Origin of the sequence: Mesorhizobium sp. CA6, assembly GCF_020165035.1 — a bacterium.
Classification (GTDB): domain Bacteria; phylum Pseudomonadota; class Alphaproteobacteria; order Rhizobiales; family Rhizobiaceae; genus Mesorhizobium.
Genome location: NZ_JAIUHI010000014.1, coordinates 156,034 through 177,898, shown reverse-complemented (window position 1 = coordinate 177,898; position 21,865 = coordinate 156,034). Strand labels below are relative to the sequence as shown.

Below are 21,865 nucleotides of genomic sequence, written 5' to 3'. Positions count from 1 at the left end.
AAGCCAGATTTTTTCGGGATCCGAAAAAATTAACGGCAGTGGGAGGAAATCATGTATCTCGGCCTCGACCTGGGCACTTCGGGCGTCAAGGCGCTGCTGATCGACGACGGCCAGAAGGTCATCGGCTCCGGCCATGGCTCGCTCGACGTTTCGCGGCCGCATCCGGGTTGGTCGGAGCAGGATCCGGCGCATTGGATCGAGGCCTGCGAGACGGCGATTGGCGAACTCAAGGCTTCCCATCCGAAGGAGCTGGCCGCGGTCAAGGGCATCGGCCTTTCCGGCCAGATGCACGGCGCCACCCTCCTCGACGCCTCGAACAAGGTGCTGCGCCCCTGCATTCTGTGGAACGACACCCGCAGCCATGTCGAGGCGGCCGCGCTCGATGCCGATCCACGCTTCCGCAAGCTCACCGGCAACATCGTCTTCCCCGGCTTCACCGCGCCGAAGCTTGCCTGGGTGAAGAACAACGAGCCGGCAATCTTCGCCAGGGTGGCCAAGGTGCTGCTGCCAAAGGATTACCTGCGGCTCTGGCTGACCGGCGAGCATATTTCGGAAATGTCGGATTCGGCCGGCACCTCGTGGCTCGATGTCGGCAAGCGCCGCTGGGCACCCGAATTGCTGGCGGCGACGTCGCTCGACGAAAAGCACATGCCCTCGCTGGTCGAAGGCACGGCCAAGGCCGGCGCCTTGCGCGGCGAGCTCGCGTCGAAATGGGGTATCGCGGCGGGAATTCCAATTGCCGGCGGCGCCGGCGACAACGCGGCCTCGGCCTGCGGCATGGGCACGGTCGGCGCCGGCCACGCTTTCGTGTCGCTCGGCACGTCGGGCGTGCTGTTTGCGGCGAACGCCTCCTATCTGCCCAATCCGGAAAGCGCGGTCCACACATTCTGCCATGCGCTGCCCGACACCTGGCACCAGATGGGCGTGATCCTTTCGGCCACCGATTCGCTCAACTGGCTGTCGGAGATCACGGCAAAGAGCGCCGGCGACCTGACCGGCGAACTCGGCGATACGCTGAAGGCGCCGACGGGCGTTACCTTCCTGCCCTATCTCTCCGGCGAGCGCACGCCGCACAATGATTCCGCCATTCGGGGCTCCTTTACCGGGCTGGCGCATCAATCGAGCCGGGCCGTGCTGACGCAGGCCGTGCTTGAGGGCGTCGCTTTCGCCTTTCGCGACAGTCTCGAGGCGCTGAAGACGGCCGGCACCACGCTGAGCCGGGTGACCGCGATCGGCGGCGGCTCGCGCTCGCGCTATTGGCTGAAGGCGATCGCTACCGCGCTGCAGGTTCCGGTCGATATTCCGACCGACGGCGATTTCGGCGCGGCGTTTGGTGCGGCAAGGCTTGGGTTGATTGCGGCTACGGGGGCCGATCCGCTTGCCGTCTGCACTGCGCCGGCCACGGATGCGACGATCGAGCCGGATGTCGGGCTGGGTGGCGCTTATGCTGATGCGTATCAAGGGTATCGGGCGCTGTATCCGGCGATAAGAGCGATAACTGCGTGACTATGTGCGAGGCCCCCCTCTCTGCCCTGCCGGGCATCTCCCCCGCAAGTGGGGAGATTGGATGTCACGCCGGCTTTCGCCAATCGCCGGCGTTGCAAGGAGAGGCGAGGCCTCGAAGCTGCCAATCTCCCCCCCTGAGGGGGAGATGGCCGGCAGGCCAGAGAGGGGGGCCTCGCATCCCACCTCTCCAGTTATCACTGCGCCGGCACCTTATCCAAAAACCCGGTGACACTCTTCAGCCGCCCATTCTCGATGACGCCGATGTCGGTGCCTTCGATGACGGAGTCCGTGCCTTCCGGCCCAAGATTCCACGAGAAGCGGATGCGGTCGGCGAAACCGTCCGGCTCACCCTTCAGCGAGAAGCGGAAGCCGACGAAGCGCTGTTGCACGCCGTCGATCAGCGCGGCGATGCCGTCATGGCCATCGCCTTGCATGATCGGGTCGCGATAGCTGACGTCGCTGGTGAAGGCGGCTTCGAGCAGCGCCTTGCGGCGCTGCGCATCGATCTCGTTCCAGGCGGCGATGTAATTGCGGGCGATCGTGTTGAGGTCGGTCATAGTCATGGTCCTTCGTTGGATCGTTTCGACATGACGCTTTTCGCCCGGCAAAAGAGTGAAACCAATTACGCCTGAGGTAATCGGGAAACCATCTCGGAGAGGAAGGAAACCATGAGCAGCGGATTTTTCGGCGACATCAAGACAATCAAATATGAAGGGCCGGATTCGACCAATCCGCTGGCCTACCGCTACTACAACCCCGATGAGGTGGTGGCCGGCAAGCGGCTGGAAGACCATCTGCGCTTCGCCGTCGCCTACTGGCATTCCTTCGCATGGCCGGGCGGCGACCCGTTCGGCGGCCAGACCTTCGACCGACCCTGGTTTGCCAAGCCGGGCGGCGTCGACACGATGGAACTGGCCAAGCTCAAGGCCGACGTCGCCTTCGAGATGTTCTCGCTGCTCGGCGCGCCCTATTTCTGCTTCCACGACGCAGACGTGCGCCCGGAAGGCAAGGATTTTTCGGAGAGCGCCGCGCGCCTCGACGAGATCACCGACTATTTCGCCGACAAGATGAAACAGACCGGCGTCAAGCTGCTCTGGGGCACGGCGAACCTCTTCTCGCATCGCCGCTTCATGTCCGGCGCGGCCACCAATCCCGATCCGGATGTGTTCGCCTATGCGGCGGCGACGGTGAAGAGCTGCATCGACGTTACCAAGAAGCTCAAGGGCGAGAACTATGTGCTGTGGGGCGGCCGCGAGGGCTATGAGACGCTGCTCAACACCGACCTTGCCCGCGAGCAGGAACAGGCCGGCCGCTTCCTCAACCTCGTCGTCGATTACAAGCACAAGATAGGCTTCACGGGCACGATCCTGATCGAGCCGAAGCCGCAGGAGCCGACAAAGCACCAGTACGACTACGACGTCGCGACGGTCTACGGCTTCCTCAAGCGCTTCGGGCTGGAGAAGGAAGTAAAGCTCAACATCGAGCAGGGCCACGCGATCCTGGCCGGCCATTCCTTCGAGCACGAGCTGGCTTTGGCGAATGCGCTGGGAATCTTCGGTTCGATCGACATGAACCGCAACGACTACCAGTCGGGCTGGGACACCGACCAGTTCCCCAACAACGTGCCGGAAATGGCGCTGGCCTACTATCAGGTGCTGCAAGGCGGCGGCTTCAAGACCGGCGGCACCAATTTCGACGCCAAGCTCAGGCGGCAGTCGCTCGATCCGGACGACCTCCTGATCGGCCATATCGGCGGCATGGATGCCTGCGCGCGCGGTCTGAAAGCTGCGGCGAAGATGATCGAGGACAAGGCGCTGTCCGGCCCGCTCGCCGAGCGCTATGCCGGCTGGAACACCGCCGAAGGCAAGGCGATGCTTTCGGGCGAGCGCACGCTGGAGGAGATCGCCGAGCGCGTGGTGAAGGAGAAGATCGAGCCGCAGCCGCGCTCCGGCCGGCAGGAACTGCTGGAGAACATCGTCAACCGCTACGTCTGATCGCTCAGGCGGAATGCCCGAGCGTATAGCATTCGCGCGGGGCAGAACTTCACGACAAGGTTTTGCCCCGAGCCGCCCCTCAATCGCCCCGCTCTTGCCTTCAAACAGCCGTCACGGAACTCGTATAAACGTGGCTCCTGTGGCGGGTGAAGAAGAAGGAGGCGAACCGATATGCAGCACGAACGCGAGATCGACGCCCTGCTTTCGTCCGGTGAAACCGGATCGATCATCGACCGGCTGATGGCCTTGCCCCATTCGAAAGAGGGCGGTCGCAAGACAAATGAATGGGACCGCGCGGTCGCCGCGCGGTTGGAAACGGCGCTGGCCAAGAGCATGCGCACGCGCATCGTCGGCGAAGGCCGCGACGCCGCCTGACAATTCCCGTGATTTGACGAAAAGAGGTGGCTTCTCCATCCTGCACCGATGATACGCGCGGTGCTGCTTGACCTTGTGGGTGTCGTCTATGATGGCGATCACCCGATCGCAGGAGCCGTGACCGCGGTCGGGCGTTTGCGCAAGGCCGGCCTGCCGCTCCGCTTTGTCAGCAACACGACACGCTCGCCGCGCAGCAAGATCGTCGCGCAACTTGCCGCCATGGGCATCGAAGTTGCGGATGAAGAATTGCTGACGCCGGCGCGCGCTGCGATCGAATGGTTGCGCAGGCATGGCCGCGAGCCGCATCTGCTCGTCCATCCCGATCTCGAAGCAGAGTTTTCGGGCCTGGAGGGAGGAAGCGGCAAGGCGGTCGTCGTGGGCGATGCCGGCGAGGCGTTCGGCTACGCCAGTCTCAACCGTGCTTTCCGCGCGTTATCCGCCGGCGCCGATTTTGTGGCTTTGGCCACCAACCGCACCTTCAAGGATGCGGACGGCCAGCTCAGCCTCGACGCCGGCGCTTTCGTCGCGACCCTCGAATTCGCCAGCGGCCGAAAGCCCGTCGTGCTCGGCAAGCCGTCGGCGGACTTCTTCCATTCGGCGCTTGCCGATTTGAACTGCCCGGCCGCCGATGCGGTCATGGTCGGTGACGACGCGGAGAGCGATGTCGCCGGCGCGCTCAGCGCCGGGCTCGGCGCGGCGCTGCTCGTGCGGACGGGCAAGTACCGACCCAAGGACGAGACGCGATACGATCCGGCTCCGACGGCAGTGGTCGATGACCTCGCCGCCGCAACAGACTGGATTCTCAATCGCGCCGCAGCCTGACCGGCGCCTCGCCGAAAGCCCTGGAAAATGCCCTGGAAAATGCCGCGGCCGAGGAAAAGCCGGTGCGCCCGGCGATGTCGGCCATGGCGATGCGCGTATCGACCACCAGACGCCGGGCGGCGCTGAGGCGCAGCCTCAGATAATAGGCGCCGGGCGTCTCGCCGATCGACTTGCGAAAAATGCTTTCCAGCGTCCTTGCCGTGACGCCGGCGCGTTTTGCCACGGCGTCGATGGTGAGCGGCTGGTCGACATGCGCTTCCATCAGCCGGATCGCCTGGGCAAGCCGCGGATCGTAGCCGTCGAGCCGGCCAAGCGAGACTAGCGGCTGCGCGTCGGTCGCGGCGCGCGCCTGGTCGTAGATGAAGACGCTCGCCACATCGAGCGCGGCGGCCATGCCGAGCCGGGTGCGAATGAGATGCAGCATCAGGTCGAAGGTCGGCGAGGCGCCGCCGGAGGTGAAGACCGGCCCGTCGATGACATAGCGGTCCGGCCGCACGTCCACGCCCGGAAAGGCGGTCGAGAAATCCTCCATGTCTTCCCAATGCGTGGTGGCGCTGCGGCCCTCGAGCAGGCCGGCGCGCGCCACCAGCCAGGTTCCCGCCTCGACACCACCGCAAGCGCGTGCAGCGCGCGCTGCCCTGCGCAGACCCGCGAGCAATGCCGAGGTGGCGTAGTTCTGCGTGCCGAAGCCGGCGACGACAACCAGCATGTCGGTGGCCTCGGCCGCGTCGAAGCGGCCGCTGACGGCCACGGGGAGGCCGCATGTGGTCACCGGCGCCTCGCCGGTGACCGAGACCAGCTTGAAATCGAACAGCGTCTCGCCTGAGATGCGGTTTGCTGCGCGCAGCGGGTCGACCGCCGAGGCCACGCACATGATCGAGGACCCCGAGAACACGAGGAGCGTAACCTTGAGCCTCTCGCGCTCGGACCGAAAGATGGTCGGCTTTTCGCTTTTGATCATGAGAGCTTCGTAAAACGCAAAACAGTTTCCGGCAAGTCGGGCATTCTTGCTAAATTGCCGTGCATGCCGTGCCGCTGTCGGCTCCCGCTTCTGGGTGGCATGCATGGCCGATCGAATCTGGGAGGATCAAGATGCCGCTTGCGATGAACCGCGAGGTCTTCATTACCTGTGCCGTGACCGGCTCCGGCGGCACGCAGGACCGCAGCCCGCATGTGCCGCGCTCGCCTAAGCAGATCGCCGATTCGGCGATCGACGCCGCCAAGGCGGGTGCGGCGATCGTCCATTGCCATGTGCGCGACCCCGAGACCGGCAAGCCGAGGCGCGACGTGCATCTCTACCGCGAGGTGACCGAGCGCATCCGCGAAGCGAACGTCGACGTGGTGCTGAACCTCACCGCCGGCATGGGTGGCGACATGGTGTTCGGCTCGCCGGAAGCGCCTTTGCCGCTCAACGAGAAGGGCACCGACATGGGAGGCGCCACCAACCGCATGGAGCATGTGCGCCAGTGCCTGCCGGAGATCTGCACGCTGGATTGCGGCACGATGAACTTCGCCGAGGCCGATTATGTGATGACCAACACGCCCGGCATGCTGCGCGCCATGGGCGGCATGATGACGGCGCTGGGCGTGAAGCCGGAGATCGAGGCCTTCGACACCGGACATCTGTGGTTCGCCAAGCAGTTGGTCGAGGAGAAGGTGCTCAACCCGGATGCGCTGGTGCAGCTCTGCATGGGCGTGCCGTGGGGAGCGCCGGACGATCTCAACACCTTCATGGCGATGGTCAACAACGTGCCCTCGACCTGGAACTGGTCGGCCTTCTCGATCGGCCGCAACCAGATGGCCTATGCGGCGGCTGCGGTGCTTGCCGGCGGCAATGTCCGTGTCGGCCTGGAGGACAATCTGTGGCTCGACAAGGGCGTGCTGGCGACAAACGCGCAGCTCGTCGAACGCGCGGCTAGCATCGTCACCAATCTCGGCGCGCGTATCCTGGGGCCTGAGGAAGTGCGCAAGAAGCTCAACCTGACCAAGCGGGCACCGATCGCAGCATAGTTTGGGGGTGCAGATGGCTACCGTCAAATTCACCGCGATGAAGGACGGCGACAAGGAAGACTACGAATTCCTGACCGCCCATGAGATCGACTACGCCGCCAAGACCGGCGACCGGCTGCTCGACGCGCTCGTACAGCTGGATGAGGGTCTTTCCGGCTACAAGATCACCCGGCTCGGCCATTCGCTGCAGGCGGCGACGCGCGCCTGGCGCGACGGCGCCGACACCGACTGGATCGCCTGCGCGCTGCTGCACGACATCGGCGACATCTACGCGCCCTACAACCACGACGAATATGCGGCTGCGATCCTGAAACCCTTCGTGCGCGAGCAATGCACCTGGGTGGTGGAAAAGCACGGCGACTTCCAGCGCCTCTATTACGCGCATCACCTGGGCGGCAATCGGCATGCCCGCGACCGCTTCGCCGGCCACCTCTATTTCGATGACTGCGACCAGTTCTGCGAGCGCTGGGACCAGTCGAGCTTCGATCCCGACTACGAGACGCTGCCGGTCGAGTTCTTCCGGCCCTTCGTGCTCGAGGTCTTCGCCCGAAAGGCCTACGATCCGGCGGTGATCCGCGCCGGCGAGCGCGTGGCCCTCACAGATCCCGAAACAGCCAAGACGAGAACCGGAGCCTGACAAGCATGAGCATCATCAACAAGGCGGCCGCCATCGGCGGCGGTGTCATCGGCGCCGGCTGGGTGGCGCGGCTGCTGCTCAACGGCATCGACGTGTCGATCTTCGATCCGGATCCGGAAGCCTCGCGCAAGGTGGGCGAAGTGATGAAGGGCGCGCGCCGCGCCTACAAGCAGATGCTGCCCGGCGGCCTGCCCAAGGAAGGCAAGCTCACCTTCGCCAAGACCATCGCCGAGGCGGTTGCCGACGCCGACTTCATCCAGGAAAGCGTGCCGGAGCGGCTCGACCTCAAGCACAAGGTGCTGGCCGAGATCGACCAGCATGCGCCCGCCAACGCCATTGTCGGCTCCTCGACCTCCGGCATCAAGCCGACCGACATGCAGGTGGCGATGAAGAAGCATCCGGAGCGGCTGGTCGTCGGCCATCCGTTCAACCCGGTTTATCTCTTGCCGCTGGTCGAGATCGTCGGTGGCGAGCAGACCTTCCCCGAGGCGATCGAGGTGGCCAAGGAGCTCTACGCCTCGATCGGCATGAAGCCGGTGGTGGTGCGAAAGGAGATCGAGGCCTTCGTCGGCGACCGCCTGCTCGAGGCCGCATGGCGCGAGGCGCTGTGGCTGGTCAAGGACGGCATCTGCACCGTCGAGGAACTCGACGACATCATGCGCTATTCCTTCGGCCTGCGCTGGGCGCAGATGGGCATGTTCCAGGTCTACCGCGTCGCCGGCGGCGAAGCCGGCATGCGCCACTTCATGGCGCAGTTCGGGCCCTGCCTGAAATGGCCGTGGACCAAGCTGATGGACGTGCCCGAGTTCAACGACGAGCTGGTCGACCTGATCGCCACGCAGTCGGACGAACAGGCGCACGGGCTGTCGATCCGTGAGTTGGAGCGCATCCGCGACGACAATCTCGTCGCGATCATGGAGGCGCTGTCGAGGCAGAACAAGGGCAAGGGCTGGGGTGCCGGCGCGCTGCATAAGGACTATACCAGGCAACTCGCCAAGCTGGCAGCGAAGAAGACTCCAGCCAAAACTGCCGAAAAGCCCAAGCCGGCGAAGAAGGCAGCCAAGCCGGCAAAGGCTGAGAAGTCCGCCAAGGCCGACAAGGCGAAGAAGAGCAAGAAGAAGGGCTGAGGCGATGCATTTCGGTCTTTCGGAAGAACAGAAGCTCATCGTCGAAACGACGCGCGCCTTCGTCGAGAACGAGCTCTACCCGCATGAGCGCGAGGTGGAGCGCACCGGCGTGCTGCGCCGCGAGCTGATCGACGAGTTGAAGGCCAAGGCGATCGAGGCGGGGCTTTATGCCGCCAACATGCCGGCCGATGTCGGTGGCGCCGGCTTGGACACGGTAAGCTGGCTGCTCTACGAGAAGGAGCTTGGCCGCGCCAATTACGCGCTGCACTGGACCTGCGTGGCGCGTCCGTCCAACATCCTGCTTGCCGGCACGCCGGAGCAGCGCGAGAAATACCTCTTTCCCTGCATCCGCGGCGAGAAGTCGGACTGCCTGGCGATGACCGAGCCCGGCGCCGGCTCCGACCTGCGCGGCATGAAGGCGACCGCGGTGCAGGACGGCTCGGACTGGGTGCTCAACGGCACCAAGCACTTTATCTCGCATGCCGACATCGCCGACTTCGCGATTTGTTTCATGGCCTCGGGCGAGGAGGAGACTTCGCGCGGCAAGCGCAAGAAGATCACCGCCTTCTTCGTCGACAAGGGCACCAAAGGCTTCACGGTGCGCGACGGCTATCGCAATGTCTCGCATCGCGGCTACACCAATTCGATCCTCGAATTCGACGATTGCCGGCTGCCGGCTTCCCAGGTGCTCGGCGAAGTGCACAAGGGCTTCGACGTCGCCAATTCATGGCTCGGCGCCACGCGCCTGCAGGTCGGTGCCACCTGCCTCGGCCGCGCCGAGCGCGCGCTGTCGCATGCCATCGAATATGCCGCGCAGCGCCAGCAGTTCGGCCAGCAGATCGGCAAGTTCCAGGGCGTTTCGTTCAAGCTGGCCGACATGGCGACGGAGCTCAAGGCTGCGGACCTGATGGTGTTCGAAGCCGGCTGGAAGTACGATCAGGGCACCGTCACCGACCAGGACATGGCGATGGCCAAGCTGAAGGCCACCGAAATGCTGGCCTTTGTCGCCGACGAGGCCATCCAGATCCATGGCGGCATGGGACTTATGGACGACCTGCCGCTGGAGCGCATCTGGCGCGATGCCCGCGTCGAGCGCATCTGGGAAGGCACGTCGGAGATTCAGCGACATATTATTTCGCGGGCGCTGCTGCGTCCGTTCGGAGCTTAGAGCATGATGCGCCAAGGCCCGGATCCGGCCTTGGACAAGATCGCGCTCAAACGAAAAGATGGCCATGCATAAACTCGAACGTCTCCTGCGCCCGAAATCGATCGCCGTGTTCGGCGGGGCGCAGGCCGCCGCCGTCGTGGCGCAGTCGATCAAGATGGGCTTTGCCGGCGAGATCTGGCCGGTGCATCCGACCAAGGATGAGGTCGCCGGCCGCAAGGCCTACCGCTCCGTCTCCGACCTGCCCGGAGCGCCGGACGCCGCATTCGTCGGCGTCAACCGGCATCTCACCATCGAGGTGATCAAGGCGCTGGCCGAGCGCGGCGCCGGCGGCGCCGTCTGTTTCGCCGCCGGCTTCCTCGAGACCGAGGCCTATGACGAGGACGGCGAGCGGCTGCAGGCCGAGCTCGTCGCCGCCGCCGGCCAGATGCCGATCATCGGCCCGAACTGCTACGGCCTAATCAACTATGCCGACGGCGCGTTGCTTTGGCCCGACCAGCACGGCGGCATCCGGTTGGCCGAAGGCGGCAAGGGCGTCGCTATCATCACCCAGTCGTCCAACATCGCCATCAACATGACTATGCAGAAGCGCGGCCTGCCGATCGCCTTCCTGATGACCGCCGGCAACCAGGCGCAGACCGGCCTTTCGGAAATGGCATTGGGCCTGATCGAGGACGAGCGCGTCACCTCTCTCGGCCTGCATATCGAGGCCTTCGATTCGGTCGCCGGCTTCGAAAGGCTGGCTGCGCGGGCGCGCGAGCTGAAGAAGCCGATTATCGCCATGAAAGTCGGCCGATCGGAGCAGGCAAGGCAGGCGACGGTGTCGCACACCGCTTCGCTGGCCGGCTCGGACGCCGCCTCCGGCGCGTTCCTGAAGCGGCTCGGCATCGCGCGCGTCGATTCCATTCCGGCCTTCATCGAGGCGCTGAAGCTGTTGCACATCACCGGACCATTGCCCGGCTACAGGCTCTCGTCGATGAGCTGCTCGGGCGGCGAGGCTTCCGTGATGGCCGACAGCGCCGAGGGGCGCTGGGTGCATTTTCCGGCCCTGACGGCCGAGCACCGCGCGCATGTCAAATCGACGCTCGGACCGCTGGTCGCGGTCGCCAATCCGCTCGATTACCACACCTTCATCTGGAACAACGAGCCGGCGATGACGGCCACTTTCACCGCCATGGTGTCGGGCGGCTTCGACCTCAACATGCTGGTGCTCGACTTCCCGCGCCCGGACCGCTGTTCCGACGTCGACTGGTGGGCGACGCTGCGCGCCTTCGAGGCGGCGCTGAAGACCAACAAGGCGCAGGGCGCGATCGTCTCCTCGCTGCCGGAAAACCTGCCGGAGGAATACACCGCCGGATTGATGGCGCGCGGCATGGTGCCGTTGTTCGGCATCTCGGAAGCCATGGACGCCGCCCAAGCCGCCGCCTTCATCGGCTGGGCATGGCGCGAGCCGCAGGCGCAGCCGGTCGACACCACGGCGGCGGGCACGTCGGAAGCCAAACGCGTGACGCCGGACGAGGCCGAGGCCAAGGAAAGGCTGATCAACGCCGGCCTGCCGGTGCCGAAGGGCGAGCGCGCCTCCAATGCGGTCGAGGCGGTGATTTCCTCGATGAGCTTGGGTTTCCCGGTGGCTCTGAAGGCTCTCGGCGTCACGCACAAATCGGAAGTCGGCGCCGTCAGGCTGAACCTCAAGGACGCCGAATCCGTCAGCGCCGCCGCGCATGACCTTTTGCCGCTCGGCACGGGACTCTACGCCGAGCGCATGGTGCGCGACGGCGTCGCCGAATTGATCGTCGGCTTCACCCGCGACCCGATGTTCGGTGTGGTGATGACGCTCGGCACCGGCGGCGTGCTGGTCGAGCTGTTGCGCGACAGCGTGACCCTGATGTTGCCGGCGACGCGCGACGATATCGAGGCGGCATTGCGTGGATTGAAACTCTATCCTCTGCTCGAAGGCTATCGCGGCCGGCCCAGGGCCGACGTCGACGCCGCCATCGACGCCATCGCCGGCATTGCCGACTTCGTGCAGAAGAACGAGGGCGAGATTGAGGAACTCGACATCAACCCGCTGATCGTGTGCGCCGAAGGCAAGGGCGCCTGGATCGCGGACGCCCTGCTCGTGCTTGGAGAGAAGAAGAATGGCTGAAATCATCACCACCCGCCGCGAAGGCGCTGTCCTCGAGGTCACGCTCGACCGGCCGAAGGCCAATGCTATCGATCTGAAGACATCGCGGCTGATGGGCGAGACCTTCAAGGCGTTCCGCGACGATCCCGACTTGCGCGTCGCCATCGTCAAGACAGCCGGCGACAAGTTCTTCAGCGCCGGCTGGGACCTGAAGGCGGCGGCCGCAGGCGACGCGGTCGACGGCGACTATGGCGTCGGCGGCTTTGCCGGGCTGCAGGAGTTGCGCGACCTCAACAAGCCGGTGATCGCCTGCGTCAACGGCATGGCGGTGGGCGGCGGCTTCGAGTTGGCGCTTTCCTGCGATCTCATCTACGCCTCGGACCATTCCTCTTTCGCGCTGCCCGAGATCCGCGCCGGCACGCTGGCCGACGCCGCGACGATCAAGCTGCCGAAGCGCATCCCCTACCATATCGCCATGGACCTTCTGTTCACCGGCCGCTGGATGGATGTCGCCGAGGCGCATCGCTGGGGCCTAGTCAACGAGGTGCTGCCCAAGGACAAGCTCGAGGAGCGCGTCTGGGAGATCGCAAGATTGCTCGCCAGCGGCCCACCGCTGGTCTTCGCCGCAATCAAGGAGACGGCGCGGGTGGCCGAGGCGCTGACCTTCCAGGACGCCATGAACAAGGTGACGCGCCGGCAGCTGCCGACGGTCGATAAGCTCTACGGGTCGGAAGACAATATGGAAGGGTTCCGGGCTTTCGCGGAGAAGCGCGAGCCGGTTTGGAAGGGACGATAACGTCGGAGATGACGGCGCGAGGCACCCCCCTCTGGCCTGCCGGCCATCTCCCCCGCAAGGGGGGAGATTGGCAGTGTCGGCGCCGGCGCTCCCTTTCCAACGTCGGCGATTGGCGAAAGTCGGGGCGACATCTGATCTCCCCCCTTGCGGGGGAGATGTCCGGCAGGACAGAGGGGGGTGCCCGGGCTCGACCTCTCCAGTTGGCCCAGCCAGCATGACCGACTACAAAACCCTCATCGACGCAGAAACCTGGGCCTTCATCGAGAAGACCAACTCCTACTATCCGCCGAACACGATCGACTACACGATCGAAGAGCAGCGCGCGATCTATGACCGGATGTGCCGGGAGTTCTTTGCCGGCTATCCGCAGGGCGTGACCGCCTTGACGACAGGCATCGCCGACGGCATCCCGATCCGCATCTATCGCAACGCGGAGCCGAACGACGCTGCGATGGTGCTCTACCTTCATGGCGGCGGCTTTATCCTGGGCGGGCTGGAGAGCCATGACGATGTCTGCGCCGAGCTTTGCGCCCGCACCGGCTACGAGGTGGTCTCGGTCGATTATCGGCTGGCGCCGGAGCATCTGCATCCGGCCGCCTTCGACGACGCCATGGACGCGTTCGAATGGGCCGCCAAGACCTATGACTGCCCTGTCGTGCTTTGCGGCGACAGCGCCGGCGGCAATCTCTGCGCGGCGGTAGCGCATGCGACGCGCGGCCATGAAAAGAAGCCGGCCGGCCAGATGCTGATCTATCCCGGGCTCGGCGGCGACCATTCGCGCGGCTCCTACGTCACCCATGCCGAGGCCCCGATGCTGACCGCGCGCGATCTCGACTTCTACAAGCATATCCGCACCGGCGGCGTCGACCAGACCGGCGACATCACGCTCTATCCGCTGGCCGACGCCGATTTCGCCTATTTGCCGCCGACGGTACTGATCACCGCCGAGTGCGACCCGCTGTCGTCCGACGGCGAAGCCTATCGCGACCGCGTCATCGCGGCCGGCGGGCGCGCCGCCTGGTTCGAGGAGCCGGGCCTGGTGCATGGCTATCTCAGAGCCCGCCACATGGTCGGCCGGGCACGGACGAGCTTCACCCGCATCGTCGAGGCGGTGTCGGCCCTCGGCCGGGGCGACTGGATCTGGTAACGCCCCTGGCGACCGCAAACACTTTCCACCCCGCTATCCGCCCATGAACCTTTCCATGCCGGCCAGCGACTGACGGCCAGGCGCCGCAATGGCGCGGCCCGGAAAGGAAAGCCGCCATGACCAGAAACCCAGAGACTTCGCGGTCTCCGGGAACAACGGGAATCCAGCGCGATCACCGCCTTCGGGAAGGGGTCGACGCGCTGGGCTTCCGGCTGATTCCGTTGACCCTGCCCAGCAGCCGGCGTATCGTCGCCAAGAGGAAAACAGACAATTCGAACGGGGAAGAACGTGCCGCAACGCCGCGCCTTGCCCTGGTTGGCGCGGTAGAGGCGGACGTTCCTTCCAGCGGCTTCGGGGGGAGTTCAATGTCTGGCGTTCGCGGCTCGTTCCTGCGTTCCCGTGGCCGCCGTTTGCGCCGCGCAATCGCAACAAGCGGCGGAATTCTGGCTTTGGCGCTGTCCGCCGGCTTGTGGCTCGGCGCGGCGAAGGCGCAGGAAACCCAGATCATCTATCCCGGTTCGATGGCGGTCACCGGCTTTCCGGGCACCACCATTCCCGATTTCGATCAGGGTCTGCCCCCCGGCGTCGACGCGGTCGACGAGACCTTCATCGATACGTCCCGCGCATCCTTGCGCATTTTCGACGTCTCGCATCTCGGCGGGCCCGCTTCCGGCCAACTCGTCAACACGCGGCCGCCCTTCGATGTGACGGCCGGGCAGATCGGCGAGGTGTTCGGCCTCGCCTATGACGATGGCGTGCGCGACGGCGTGCCCTCAGGCGTTCCCAACCTCTACGCGGCTGCGACCTCGCTGCATGGCGTCGAGATCGTCACGCCGGACGCCGACCATGACGGCAGGCCGGAACGGCAGCGCCGCGGCACCGCGGGCGCCACTTTCATGGACGGCCAGTTCGGCACCGAGAATGGCGGCGGTCCAGGCACGATCTGGAAGATCGACGGCATCACGGGCGCCGTCTCCAAATTCGCCGACATCGACACCAACAGCGGGCCGGGCATCGCCAATCTCGCCTTCGATCCGACCCATCGCCAGTTCTTCGCTTCGGATCTCGACACCGGGCTGATCCACCGCATCGATATCGAGGGCAATCTGATCGACAGCTTCGACCATGGCGTTGCCGGGCGCCCGGCGCATGGGCTCGCCCCGGTCGCCGACGACACCGCCGTGATGGACATCCAGGCTGCCGCTTTCGATAGCGAAGACCCCGCGACCTGGGGCTACACGCAGGATGCGCGCCGGGTCTGGGCCGTCGCCTATCATGGCGGCCGGCTCTACTATTCCGTCGGCGAGAAGGCCGAAATCTGGTCGGTCGGCATCGCGAGCGACGGAGGCTTTGCCGGCGGTCCGCACTGGGAACTGACGGTCAAGGCGGACCAGGACTATGCCGTCACGGACATCGCCTTCGACAACAAGGGCTTCATGTACCTCGCCCAGCGCGGCCCGGTCGAAAACCGTTACGATTACAGCCGCTTCGCCCATACCGGCAAAGGCGAGCTGATCCGATACTGGCGCGAGGACCCGGACGATCCGACGACGGAATCGGCCTGGGTCGAGGTGCCGCAGGAATATGCCGTCGGCTTCCCGCCAGGCAACCGCCAGTCGGCCGGCGGCGTCGACCTGCAATATCGCTATGACGCCGAAGGCAATCTCGACACTTCCGTTTGCACCGACACCGTCGTCAACACCGGCGACAAGTTGCGCGACAATCCCGAACTTGCCGAGCGCCTCGCCGCTGGCGGGCCGCTTGCCGTGCATGGCGTCCAGCTGACGCCAAGCGCGCTGGTCAAGCCGGCGAATGTTCCGCCCTTCGGCTCATGGTTCGTCGACTTCGACGGCTATTTCGAAGACCCGGACGTCCAAGGCCATGTCGGCGACGTAAGGGTCTGGCGCCCCTGTGAGGGCCGCGCCGGCTATTACGAGGAAATCCCCGGCGGCGGCTACCTGCCTCCGTTCTATCCGCCGGACTTCCCGCCCCCCGGCAACCTGCCGCCCTGCATCGATATCGAGGACGTGCATTATTACTGCACGCCGCGCGGGCTTCAGGCCGAGCTCTATCTCCATGACCATGCCGGCTTCGGCGGCGATTCGATCAAGGCGCAGTCCAGGACGCCCGGCGTCGGGGTATCAACCCTCATGTCGCATGTTCCGGGCAAGCCCTACACGGTCGACATCACCGGCCACGATCCTGGCGACACCGTCAATGTCGGGCTCTGCTTCTACCGCAAGTCCGACCAGGACAAGGGTGGCTACTACCCTTGCTGCAAGATGACGCTGCCGCTCAGAACGCCAGCCGTCAGCTGCGAACGTTGAGGGAGGGACAGATGAGCAATCTCGCCCTTTCCCGCTTCGTTTCGAGCAACCCGAAACCCGTCATGGAGACGATCATGAAACCCCTGTCATATGCCAGGCGCGGCGCGCGCTGGCTGATGGCGGCCGGTATCGCGGTCGCCATGATGCCGGCACTGCCGGCGCTCGCCCAGGACCAGGCTCCGGCCAAGACCAATCAGGCCGCCAATCCGGCGTCACGCGGCATCAATGCGGAACTCGCCCGGATCGTGCCCTTCTTCACCAAGAAAGGCAGCCAGAAAAGCTGCGATACGGTCGAATATGTCCTGAGCTTCGGCATCCATGGCGACCCGCAGGACTTCGACCGCCCAAGCGTGGCCGCCCTGCTCAAAGCGACAAGGCTCGATTTCAAGGACCAGCTGCCGCACGGCCTGCAGATTGTCGGCGTCGATGTCACCGGCGACGGCACCAGCGCCTCCGGCGGAGCGCTGCCCGCTGTTTCAATCGGCACGTCGGACAGCCCGAACGACACGGCCAGCGTTTCCAACTTCCGCATCAGCGCTGCCAACCTCGATGGCGCGGGTGCTGCGAACGAACGCGTCATCACCTTCCGCATCACCGCCAGGATAGACCATGCGACCTTTCCCGTGCCGACGACGGTCGACAACCAGGGTGAGATCGAGGTGGCCTTCAGGGGCGGTTCGGCAACAACGATCCACTCGCAGGATCCGGACAGACCGGACGACGGCGATTTCCTGACCGGCGTGAAGACCTCGATCAAGATCGACCTGATCAAGTGCAACCCGCCGCCGCCACCTCCCGGCAAGGAATGTTTCAAAGTCGAGCGCGGCACGGTCGATTGCGTGCCAGGCGGCGGCGCCTTCATCTATCATATGCCGGCCGGCCCGGAGATGGGCGACAAATGGGTGCAGGTGTCGACGACGACGCCCGGCGTCAGCATCGTTCCCGACATGCAGAAGGTGCCGATCGGCGGCGGCGTGCTGAACTGGAAGATTATCGGCGCTTCGCCCGGCGAGACCATCCACCTCGTCGTCACCGGCATCGAGACCTATGCCGGGCCGAAGGAAGGCTGGGGGCTCTGCTGCACGCAGGTGATCGACATCGTCATCCCGCGTGACCTGAGATGCCCGCCCAAGGACAAGGAGCCGGACCTCAAGGTCGAAAAACATGCGGACGTGCCGCGTTGCACGATGGCCGGCGGCTGCGACTTCACCATCACCGTCACCAATGTCGGCGACGCGCCCTATAACGGCAAGATCGTGCTCGACGAGGTGACGCTGCCGGCAAGCTCAGTGCTGACCTCCGGGCCAAACGCGCCCTGGGTCTGCGCGCCCGGCACGACGCCGATGACCTGCACCTATCCGGCGACTACGCTCAACCCCGGCGCCTCCGTCAACCTCAAGCTCGGCTTCAAGCCGGCGGGCGGCTGGCAAGGCGGCATGCTGCGCAACTGCGCCGCCTATGACTACCAGGCCAGCGGCAAGCCGCTGTTCGGCAGGCAGCAGAACGACCGCGGCTGCGCCTCGATCCCGATCTGCCGCCGCGGCGATCGCGATCCGCAGTGCAATCCGCCGGTCGAGAAGAAGGTCGACCTGATCCTGAAGAAGCGCGCCCGTACCCCGGTCTGCACGCCGGACGGCGCCTGCACTTTCGTGATCGACATCATCAACAACGGCACCGACACCTATAACGGGCCGCTGACGGTGATCGACACCTACCCCGGCGGCGCGCCCACCTCGTCGACCTTCGGGCCGAGCCCGCCATGGGCCTGCGGACCGAACGGCCCCGGACAGTTCCGCTGCGACAATGCCGGCATCTCGCTGCCTCCGGGCGCCTCGACGCCGATCGTCGTCAGAGCGGTGATGCCGACGAACTACCGGCCGGACACGGTGGAGAACTGCGCCGAGGTGAAGGGCATTGCCGGCGAGGTCGACCTTGCCAACAACAAGGCTTGCGCCACCGAGCGCATCCGCCACCCGAATGGCGGCCAGCCTGGCCTGCGCATCACCAAGACCTGCGATGGCTCGCTGGCCGGTGCCGCGGTTTCCTGCCGCATCACCGTCACCAATGCCGGCACCGCCGCCCCCACCGGACCGGTGCGGGTCAGCGATGCCGCGACGCTGGTATCGGGCGGAGCGCCTGTGCAAATCCAGAGCGTCACCCCCGGCGGTGCGGACTGGGCTTGCGGACCAGTGCCTGCCAACACGCTGTCGTGCCAGATTCCCGGCGCCGCGATGACGCCCGGAACCAGCCGGCACTTCGACGTGACGGTGAGCGGCAATGGCGCGTTCGAGAACTGCGCGCGCGGCTCCTACGGTCCGGCGCCGGGTGACGACATCGTCTACCCGATCGGCCAGGCCTGCGCGAAGGGCGGCGGCGGCTCGACCATCCGCGTCGAGAAGACCGGCGATGCCGAATGCCGACCGGGAGAACCATGCTCGTTCGAGATCACCATCACGAACGATGGGCCTACCCGCTTCTCCGGTCCGGTCCGCATCGGCGATGCGATCGGCATCGACGGCATCGGCAGGCTGGAAGGCGTCCGGATCACCGCGATCGAGCCGCCCTTCGGCTGCTCGCCGGAGCCGGCGACGCTGCCGGCGTCCTGCATCGCCAACCTGGCGCTCGGCGCCGGGGAAAGCCGCAAGCACCATGTCACCGTGACCCTTCCCAACGACAGCCGGCTTGCCGATCTCAAGGGCACGGTCACGGGGCAGAATTGCGTCGGCGTGCTCTCGCCGAACACGCCGGTGCAAAGCGGCGGCGACGTGCTGTCGCGCACGCCGAGCGGCATGCAGGGCGATCGCGGCAAGGCCTATGCGTGCCATCCCTTCACCGTCAGCCGAGAGGTTAAGAACCAGTGCTTGTATGGAATGGTGCTGAACTCGGCCGGCCGCTGTGTCTGTCCGGAAGGCACCACCTTCCGTGACGGCCAATGCTCGTCCGGTGGCAGCAAGCTTCTGCCGCTGCCGCAGCGTTGCGTCCTGCTGCAGGGCCAGATCCGCACCGAGGACGGACGCTGCGTCTGCCCGCGCGGCACCGAGCTGGAGAACGGCAAATGCGTGCGGGGCGAAGAGCCGCAGGAGCCGCAATGCACGCTGCGTCCCGGCCAGTACCGCGACCAGAACGGCAACTGCGTCTGCCGCCGCGGCGAGCTGGTGAACGGCGTATGCCAGGTCGTCCCGCCGAAATGCACGATCCGTGGTGCAGTGCTGACGACGGACGGCTGCGTCTGCCCGAAAGGTACGCATCTCGACCGTGCCGCCAAGGCTTGCGTGCCTGACAGGGAGCCGCCCGCCCAGTGCCGTATCCGCGGCCAGTCCCGCAACGCCGATGGCGATTGCGTCTGCCCGAGCGGCATGGAGGTGCGCGGCGGCGCCTGCCGGCCGATCGTGTCGAAGCAGTGCCCGGTCCGCGGCCAGCTGCGCGACGCCAACGGCAACTGCGCCTGCCCGGACGGCCTGGTGGTGCGGGGCAAGGCCTGCCAGCGGCCGAAGCCGAGCCAGGAGCAGTGCGCCATCCGCGGCCAGGTCCACAACAAGCGGGGTGACTGCGTCTGCCCGCGCGGGACCGAAATCCGCAACGGCGCCTGCCGCAAGGCGTCGGTGGAATGCGCACCGGGTGCGGAGTTCATCGACGGACAGTGCCAGCCGGTTTTCACCCGGCGGCGCTGCCCGGCCGGAACGGCCGGACAGTATCCGGATTGCTACCCGATCCGCAGGCAGCCGGACATCGAGATCAACCCCGGCATCCTGCTCAACCCGAATGTGCTGCAGCAACTGGTGCCGCAGCGCCAGCCGCGCCGCATGCTGCAGGATCCGGCGGGCGCCAACATCCAGAACTTCAAGCCGTAATCGTGCGGCTGAAGATCGAGACCCGCCGGAGCGATCCGGCGGGTTTTCTCTTCCACATCGAAGAAAGCTCCACGGCAGGCGGGCCAGTGCGCCCGTCGAAAACATGCCGCCCCTTGGCCGGATCATGGTCCAGGGCGTTGCACCGTTTCACGAAAACGGTGAACGCCCTATCTCTTTGTTTTCACGCAATTCCGGACGGAAAAGCGCTCGCACTTTTCCTGGAATTGCTCTAGGCAATCGCCCTGACAGGCGCGCGACCACGCGCACAGGACCGCCGGGAGAATTTGCGCCATGAGCAAGAAGACCCTGATCGCGCCATCGGTGCTGGCGTCGGATTTTTCGAAGCTGGGCGATGAGGTCGAGGCCGTCACCGCGGCCGGCGCCGACTGGATCCATCTCGACGTGATGGACGGCCATTTCGTGCCCAACATCACCTTCGGCCCGCCGGTGATCAAGGCGATCCGCAACCGCACCAAGGCCTTCTTCGATTGCCATCTGATGATTGCGCCGGCCGATCCTTACCTGGCGGCCTTCGCCGAAGCGGGCTGCGACGGCATGACGGTGCACGCCGAGGCCGGGCCACATCTCGACCGCTCGCTCCAGACCATCAAGGGCCTCGGCAAGAAGGCAGGCGTGTCGCTCAACCCGGCAACGCCGGAAACGGCGATCGAGTATGTGCTCGATCGGCTGGACCTCATCCTGATCATGACCGTCAATCCGGGCTTCGGCGGGCAGGCCTTCATCCCGGCGATCGTGGACAAGGTGAAACGGGTGAAGGCGCTGATCGGCGGTCGGCCGATCCGTATCGAGATCGACGGCGGTGTTTCGGCCGAAACGGCGCCGCTGGTGACCGCGGCCGGAGCCAATGTGCTGGTAGCGGGCGCCGCAGTCTTCAAGGGCGGCAGCGTCGAAGCCTATAGGGCAAATATCGAAGCAATTCGAACGGCTGCCGACAGGGCCGCCAGTTAAACATATAACGGTGCGAGCCTCGCGGGAGTTGTACAACCGCGACAGGGATTGAACGATTGTTCATTCTATGAAGCGACGCAGGAACATCGACTTTCCCTGAGATTCTACTCTGTTCAATAAATAGACGATCCGCTTGTCTTAAAGTCGAATATCGTCATCTTCCGCTTGAGACACCTCATTGCCCGGCTGTATGATACATGTACGGGAATTGCTTCGCCGCGGGGCCCTGGCAAACCAGGGGCAAAGCAACAGGAGTTCGATTGACAAACGGAAGCACCGAGCCGGGCGAGAGCAAGGGCGGCAAAAGCACGCTTGCCAGCTCGGTCTACCAGCAACTGCGCGACGACCTGCTGCGCGGAGCTCTGGAGTCCGAGACGAAACTGCGTGTCGAATGGGTCGTTTCCCGCTACGGCGCCGGCGCCTCGCCGGTGCGCGAGGCGCTCAACCGCCTGGCCGCCGAGGGCCTGCTCGGCCGTCACGACCAACGCGGCTTCTTCCTGATGCCGGTCAGCGCCGCGGAACTGGAGGAGCTGACGCGTACGCGCTGCTGGCTGGAGGAGCGGGCGCTGCGCGAATCCATTGCGCACCGCACCGCCGAATGGGAAGAGCAACTGGTGCTTGCGCTGCACCGCCTGGCGCGCGCCGAGCGCCGCCTGCCGGATGACCCGGCAACCAACAATCCGGAATGGGAAAAGCTGCACCGAGCTTTCCACCGGGCGCTGATCGCGGCCTGCCGGTCGCACTGGCTGATCGGCTTTTGCGATCAGCTTTCCGACCAGGCCTCGCGCTACCGCCTGATCGCGCAAAACGCGCCAGGCACGGGGCGCGATGATCTCGGCGAGCACCGCATCATCGCCGAACGCACGCTGGACGGCGACGCCGACGGCGCGGTCGAGGCGCTTCTCAATCACTACCGCCTCACCGCGGCGATGTGCATGGAACGCCTTGCCCAGGGTTATGATCCAAGGGCCGGCAAGTCCCAACGCGGCCGTAAATAGCGGATCGAAAAATCAA

The 21,865-nt window shown here is 65.5% G+C and carries 17 protein-coding genes; 15 read left to right on the top strand and 2 right to left on the bottom strand.

The features are described 5' to 3' along the window. Positions 1-51 precede the first annotated feature (51 nt). Positions 52-1,506, top strand: a complete 1,455-nt coding sequence (xylB, locus tag LB526_RS21605) for a xylulokinase (RefSeq protein ID WP_224629735.1) — start codon at positions 52-54, stop codon at positions 1,504-1,506. A gap of 194 nt (positions 1,507-1,700) precedes the next feature. Here the strand turns inward: xylB and LB526_RS21600 are convergent, their stop codons facing one another. Continuing rightward, a complete protein-coding gene (locus LB526_RS21600) occupies positions 1,701-2,063 on the bottom strand; it encodes a nuclear transport factor 2 family protein (RefSeq protein WP_224629733.1) in 363 nt (120 codons plus the stop codon). 111 nt (positions 2,064-2,174) lie between these two features. Here LB526_RS21600 and xylA point away from each other — a divergent pair, with 111 nt between their 5' ends. From xylA to LB526_RS21585, 3 genes are all read left to right on the top strand, one after another. Next, positions 2,175-3,500 (top strand): xylose isomerase, encoded by a 1,326-nt coding sequence (gene xylA, locus LB526_RS21595; protein ID WP_224629731.1) that lies wholly within the window; start codon positions 2,175-2,177, stop codon positions 3,498-3,500. Between the two features lie 171 nt (positions 3,501-3,671). Beyond that, entirely contained in the window at positions 3,672-3,875 is a 204-nt protein-coding gene (locus LB526_RS21590; protein ID WP_224531740.1) for a hypothetical protein, read from the top strand. 60 nt (positions 3,876-3,935) lie between these two features. Then, positions 3,936-4,697, top strand: coding sequence for a TIGR01458 family HAD-type hydrolase (locus LB526_RS21585; RefSeq protein ID WP_318013283.1), 762 nt, complete (start codon positions 3,936-3,938; stop codon positions 4,695-4,697). On the opposite strand, the gene LB526_RS21580 is transcribed toward LB526_RS21585, so the two are convergent. Continuing rightward, positions 4,678-5,658, bottom strand: coding sequence for a GlxA family transcriptional regulator (locus LB526_RS21580; protein ID WP_224629722.1), 981 nt, complete (start codon positions 5,656-5,658; stop codon positions 4,678-4,680). The genes LB526_RS21585 and LB526_RS21580 overlap by 20 nt on opposite strands. 131 nt (positions 5,659-5,789) lie before the next feature. On the opposite strand from LB526_RS21580, the gene LB526_RS21575 reads away from it, so the two are divergent. From LB526_RS21575 to LB526_RS21525, 11 genes are all read left to right on the top strand, one after another. Next, complete coding sequence (locus LB526_RS21575; protein WP_127862597.1) at positions 5,790-6,707, top strand: 3-keto-5-aminohexanoate cleavage protein; 918 nt, start codon at positions 5,790-5,792, stop codon at positions 6,705-6,707. A 13-nt stretch (positions 6,708-6,720) separates the two neighbouring features. Continuing rightward, complete coding sequence (locus LB526_RS21570; protein WP_224629720.1) at positions 6,721-7,344, top strand: HD domain-containing protein; 624 nt, start codon at positions 6,721-6,723, stop codon at positions 7,342-7,344. A 5-nt stretch (positions 7,345-7,349) separates the two neighbouring features. Continuing rightward, entirely contained in the window at positions 7,350-8,471 is a 1,122-nt protein-coding gene (locus tag LB526_RS21565) for a carnitine 3-dehydrogenase (protein ID WP_224629718.1), read from the top strand. Positions 8,472-8,475: 4 nt separating this feature from the next. Next, a complete protein-coding gene (locus LB526_RS21560; protein WP_224629716.1) occupies positions 8,476-9,639 on the top strand; it encodes an acyl-CoA dehydrogenase family protein in 1,164 nt (387 codons plus the stop codon). Positions 9,640-9,703: 64 nt separating this feature from the next. Then, on the top strand, positions 9,704-11,782 hold the full coding sequence (locus LB526_RS21555; RefSeq protein ID WP_224629714.1) for an acetate--CoA ligase family protein: 2,079 nt from the start codon (positions 9,704-9,706) through the stop codon (positions 11,780-11,782). After that, positions 11,775-12,557 (top strand): carnitinyl-CoA dehydratase, encoded by a 783-nt coding sequence (locus LB526_RS21550; protein WP_224629705.1) that lies wholly within the window; start codon positions 11,775-11,777, stop codon positions 12,555-12,557. The genes LB526_RS21555 and LB526_RS21550 overlap by 8 nt, the downstream gene beginning before the upstream one ends. A gap of 214 nt (positions 12,558-12,771) precedes the next feature. Continuing rightward, the gene (locus LB526_RS21545; protein WP_224629703.1) at positions 12,772-13,704 is read left to right on the top strand and encodes an alpha/beta hydrolase; all 933 of its coding nucleotides are present in this window, start codon (positions 12,772-12,774) and stop codon (positions 13,702-13,704) included. 365 nt (positions 13,705-14,069) lie between these two features. Further along, positions 14,070-16,031, top strand: coding sequence for a hypothetical protein (locus LB526_RS21540; RefSeq protein WP_224629701.1), 1,962 nt, complete (start codon positions 14,070-14,072; stop codon positions 16,029-16,031). An 11-nt stretch (positions 16,032-16,042) separates the two neighbouring features. Then, positions 16,043-19,882 (top strand): DUF11 domain-containing protein, encoded by a 3,840-nt coding sequence (locus LB526_RS21535; RefSeq protein ID WP_224629699.1) that lies wholly within the window; start codon positions 16,043-16,045, stop codon positions 19,880-19,882. A 291-nt stretch (positions 19,883-20,173) separates the two neighbouring features. Continuing rightward, a complete protein-coding gene (rpe, locus tag LB526_RS21530) occupies positions 20,174-20,851 on the top strand; it encodes a ribulose-phosphate 3-epimerase (protein WP_224629697.1) in 678 nt (225 codons plus the stop codon). Positions 20,852-21,111: 260 nt separating this feature from the next. Next, entirely contained in the window at positions 21,112-21,849 is a 738-nt protein-coding gene (locus LB526_RS21525) for a GntR family transcriptional regulator (RefSeq protein ID WP_224629695.1), read from the top strand. The last annotated feature ends 16 nt before the right edge of the window (positions 21,850-21,865 follow it).

Bases quoted from the DNA above. Each gene is read 5' to 3' on its own strand.
- xylB (WP_224629735.1), top strand. From the start codon at position 52: ATGTATCTCGGCCTCGACCTGGGCACTTCGGGCGTCAAGGCGCTGCTG.
- LB526_RS21600 (WP_224629733.1), bottom strand. From the start codon at position 2,063: ATGACCGACCTCAACACGATCGCCCGCAATTACATCGCCGCCTGGAAC.
- xylA (WP_224629731.1), top strand. From the start codon at position 2,175: ATGAGCAGCGGATTTTTCGGCGACATCAAGACAATCAAATATGAAGGG.
- LB526_RS21590 (WP_224531740.1), top strand. From the start codon at position 3,672: ATGCAGCACGAACGCGAGATCGACGCCCTGCTTTCGTCCGGTGAAACC.
- LB526_RS21580 (WP_224629722.1), bottom strand. From the start codon at position 5,658: ATGATCAAAAGCGAAAAGCCGACCATCTTTCGGTCCGAGCGCGAGAGG.
- LB526_RS21575 (WP_127862597.1), top strand. From the start codon at position 5,790: ATGCCGCTTGCGATGAACCGCGAGGTCTTCATTACCTGTGCCGTGACC.
- LB526_RS21570 (WP_224629720.1), top strand. From the start codon at position 6,721: ATGGCTACCGTCAAATTCACCGCGATGAAGGACGGCGACAAGGAAGAC.
- LB526_RS21565 (WP_224629718.1), top strand. From the start codon at position 7,350: ATGAGCATCATCAACAAGGCGGCCGCCATCGGCGGCGGTGTCATCGGC.
- LB526_RS21560 (WP_224629716.1), top strand. From the start codon at position 8,476: ATGCATTTCGGTCTTTCGGAAGAACAGAAGCTCATCGTCGAAACGACG.
- LB526_RS21555 (WP_224629714.1), top strand. From the start codon at position 9,704: ATGCATAAACTCGAACGTCTCCTGCGCCCGAAATCGATCGCCGTGTTC.
- LB526_RS21550 (WP_224629705.1), top strand. From the start codon at position 11,775: ATGGCTGAAATCATCACCACCCGCCGCGAAGGCGCTGTCCTCGAGGTC.
- LB526_RS21545 (WP_224629703.1), top strand. From the start codon at position 12,772: ATGACCGACTACAAAACCCTCATCGACGCAGAAACCTGGGCCTTCATC.
- LB526_RS21540 (WP_224629701.1), top strand. From the start codon at position 14,070: ATGTCTGGCGTTCGCGGCTCGTTCCTGCGTTCCCGTGGCCGCCGTTTG.
- LB526_RS21535 (WP_224629699.1), top strand. From the start codon at position 16,043: ATGAGCAATCTCGCCCTTTCCCGCTTCGTTTCGAGCAACCCGAAACCC.
- rpe (WP_224629697.1), top strand. From the start codon at position 20,174: ATGAGCAAGAAGACCCTGATCGCGCCATCGGTGCTGGCGTCGGATTTT.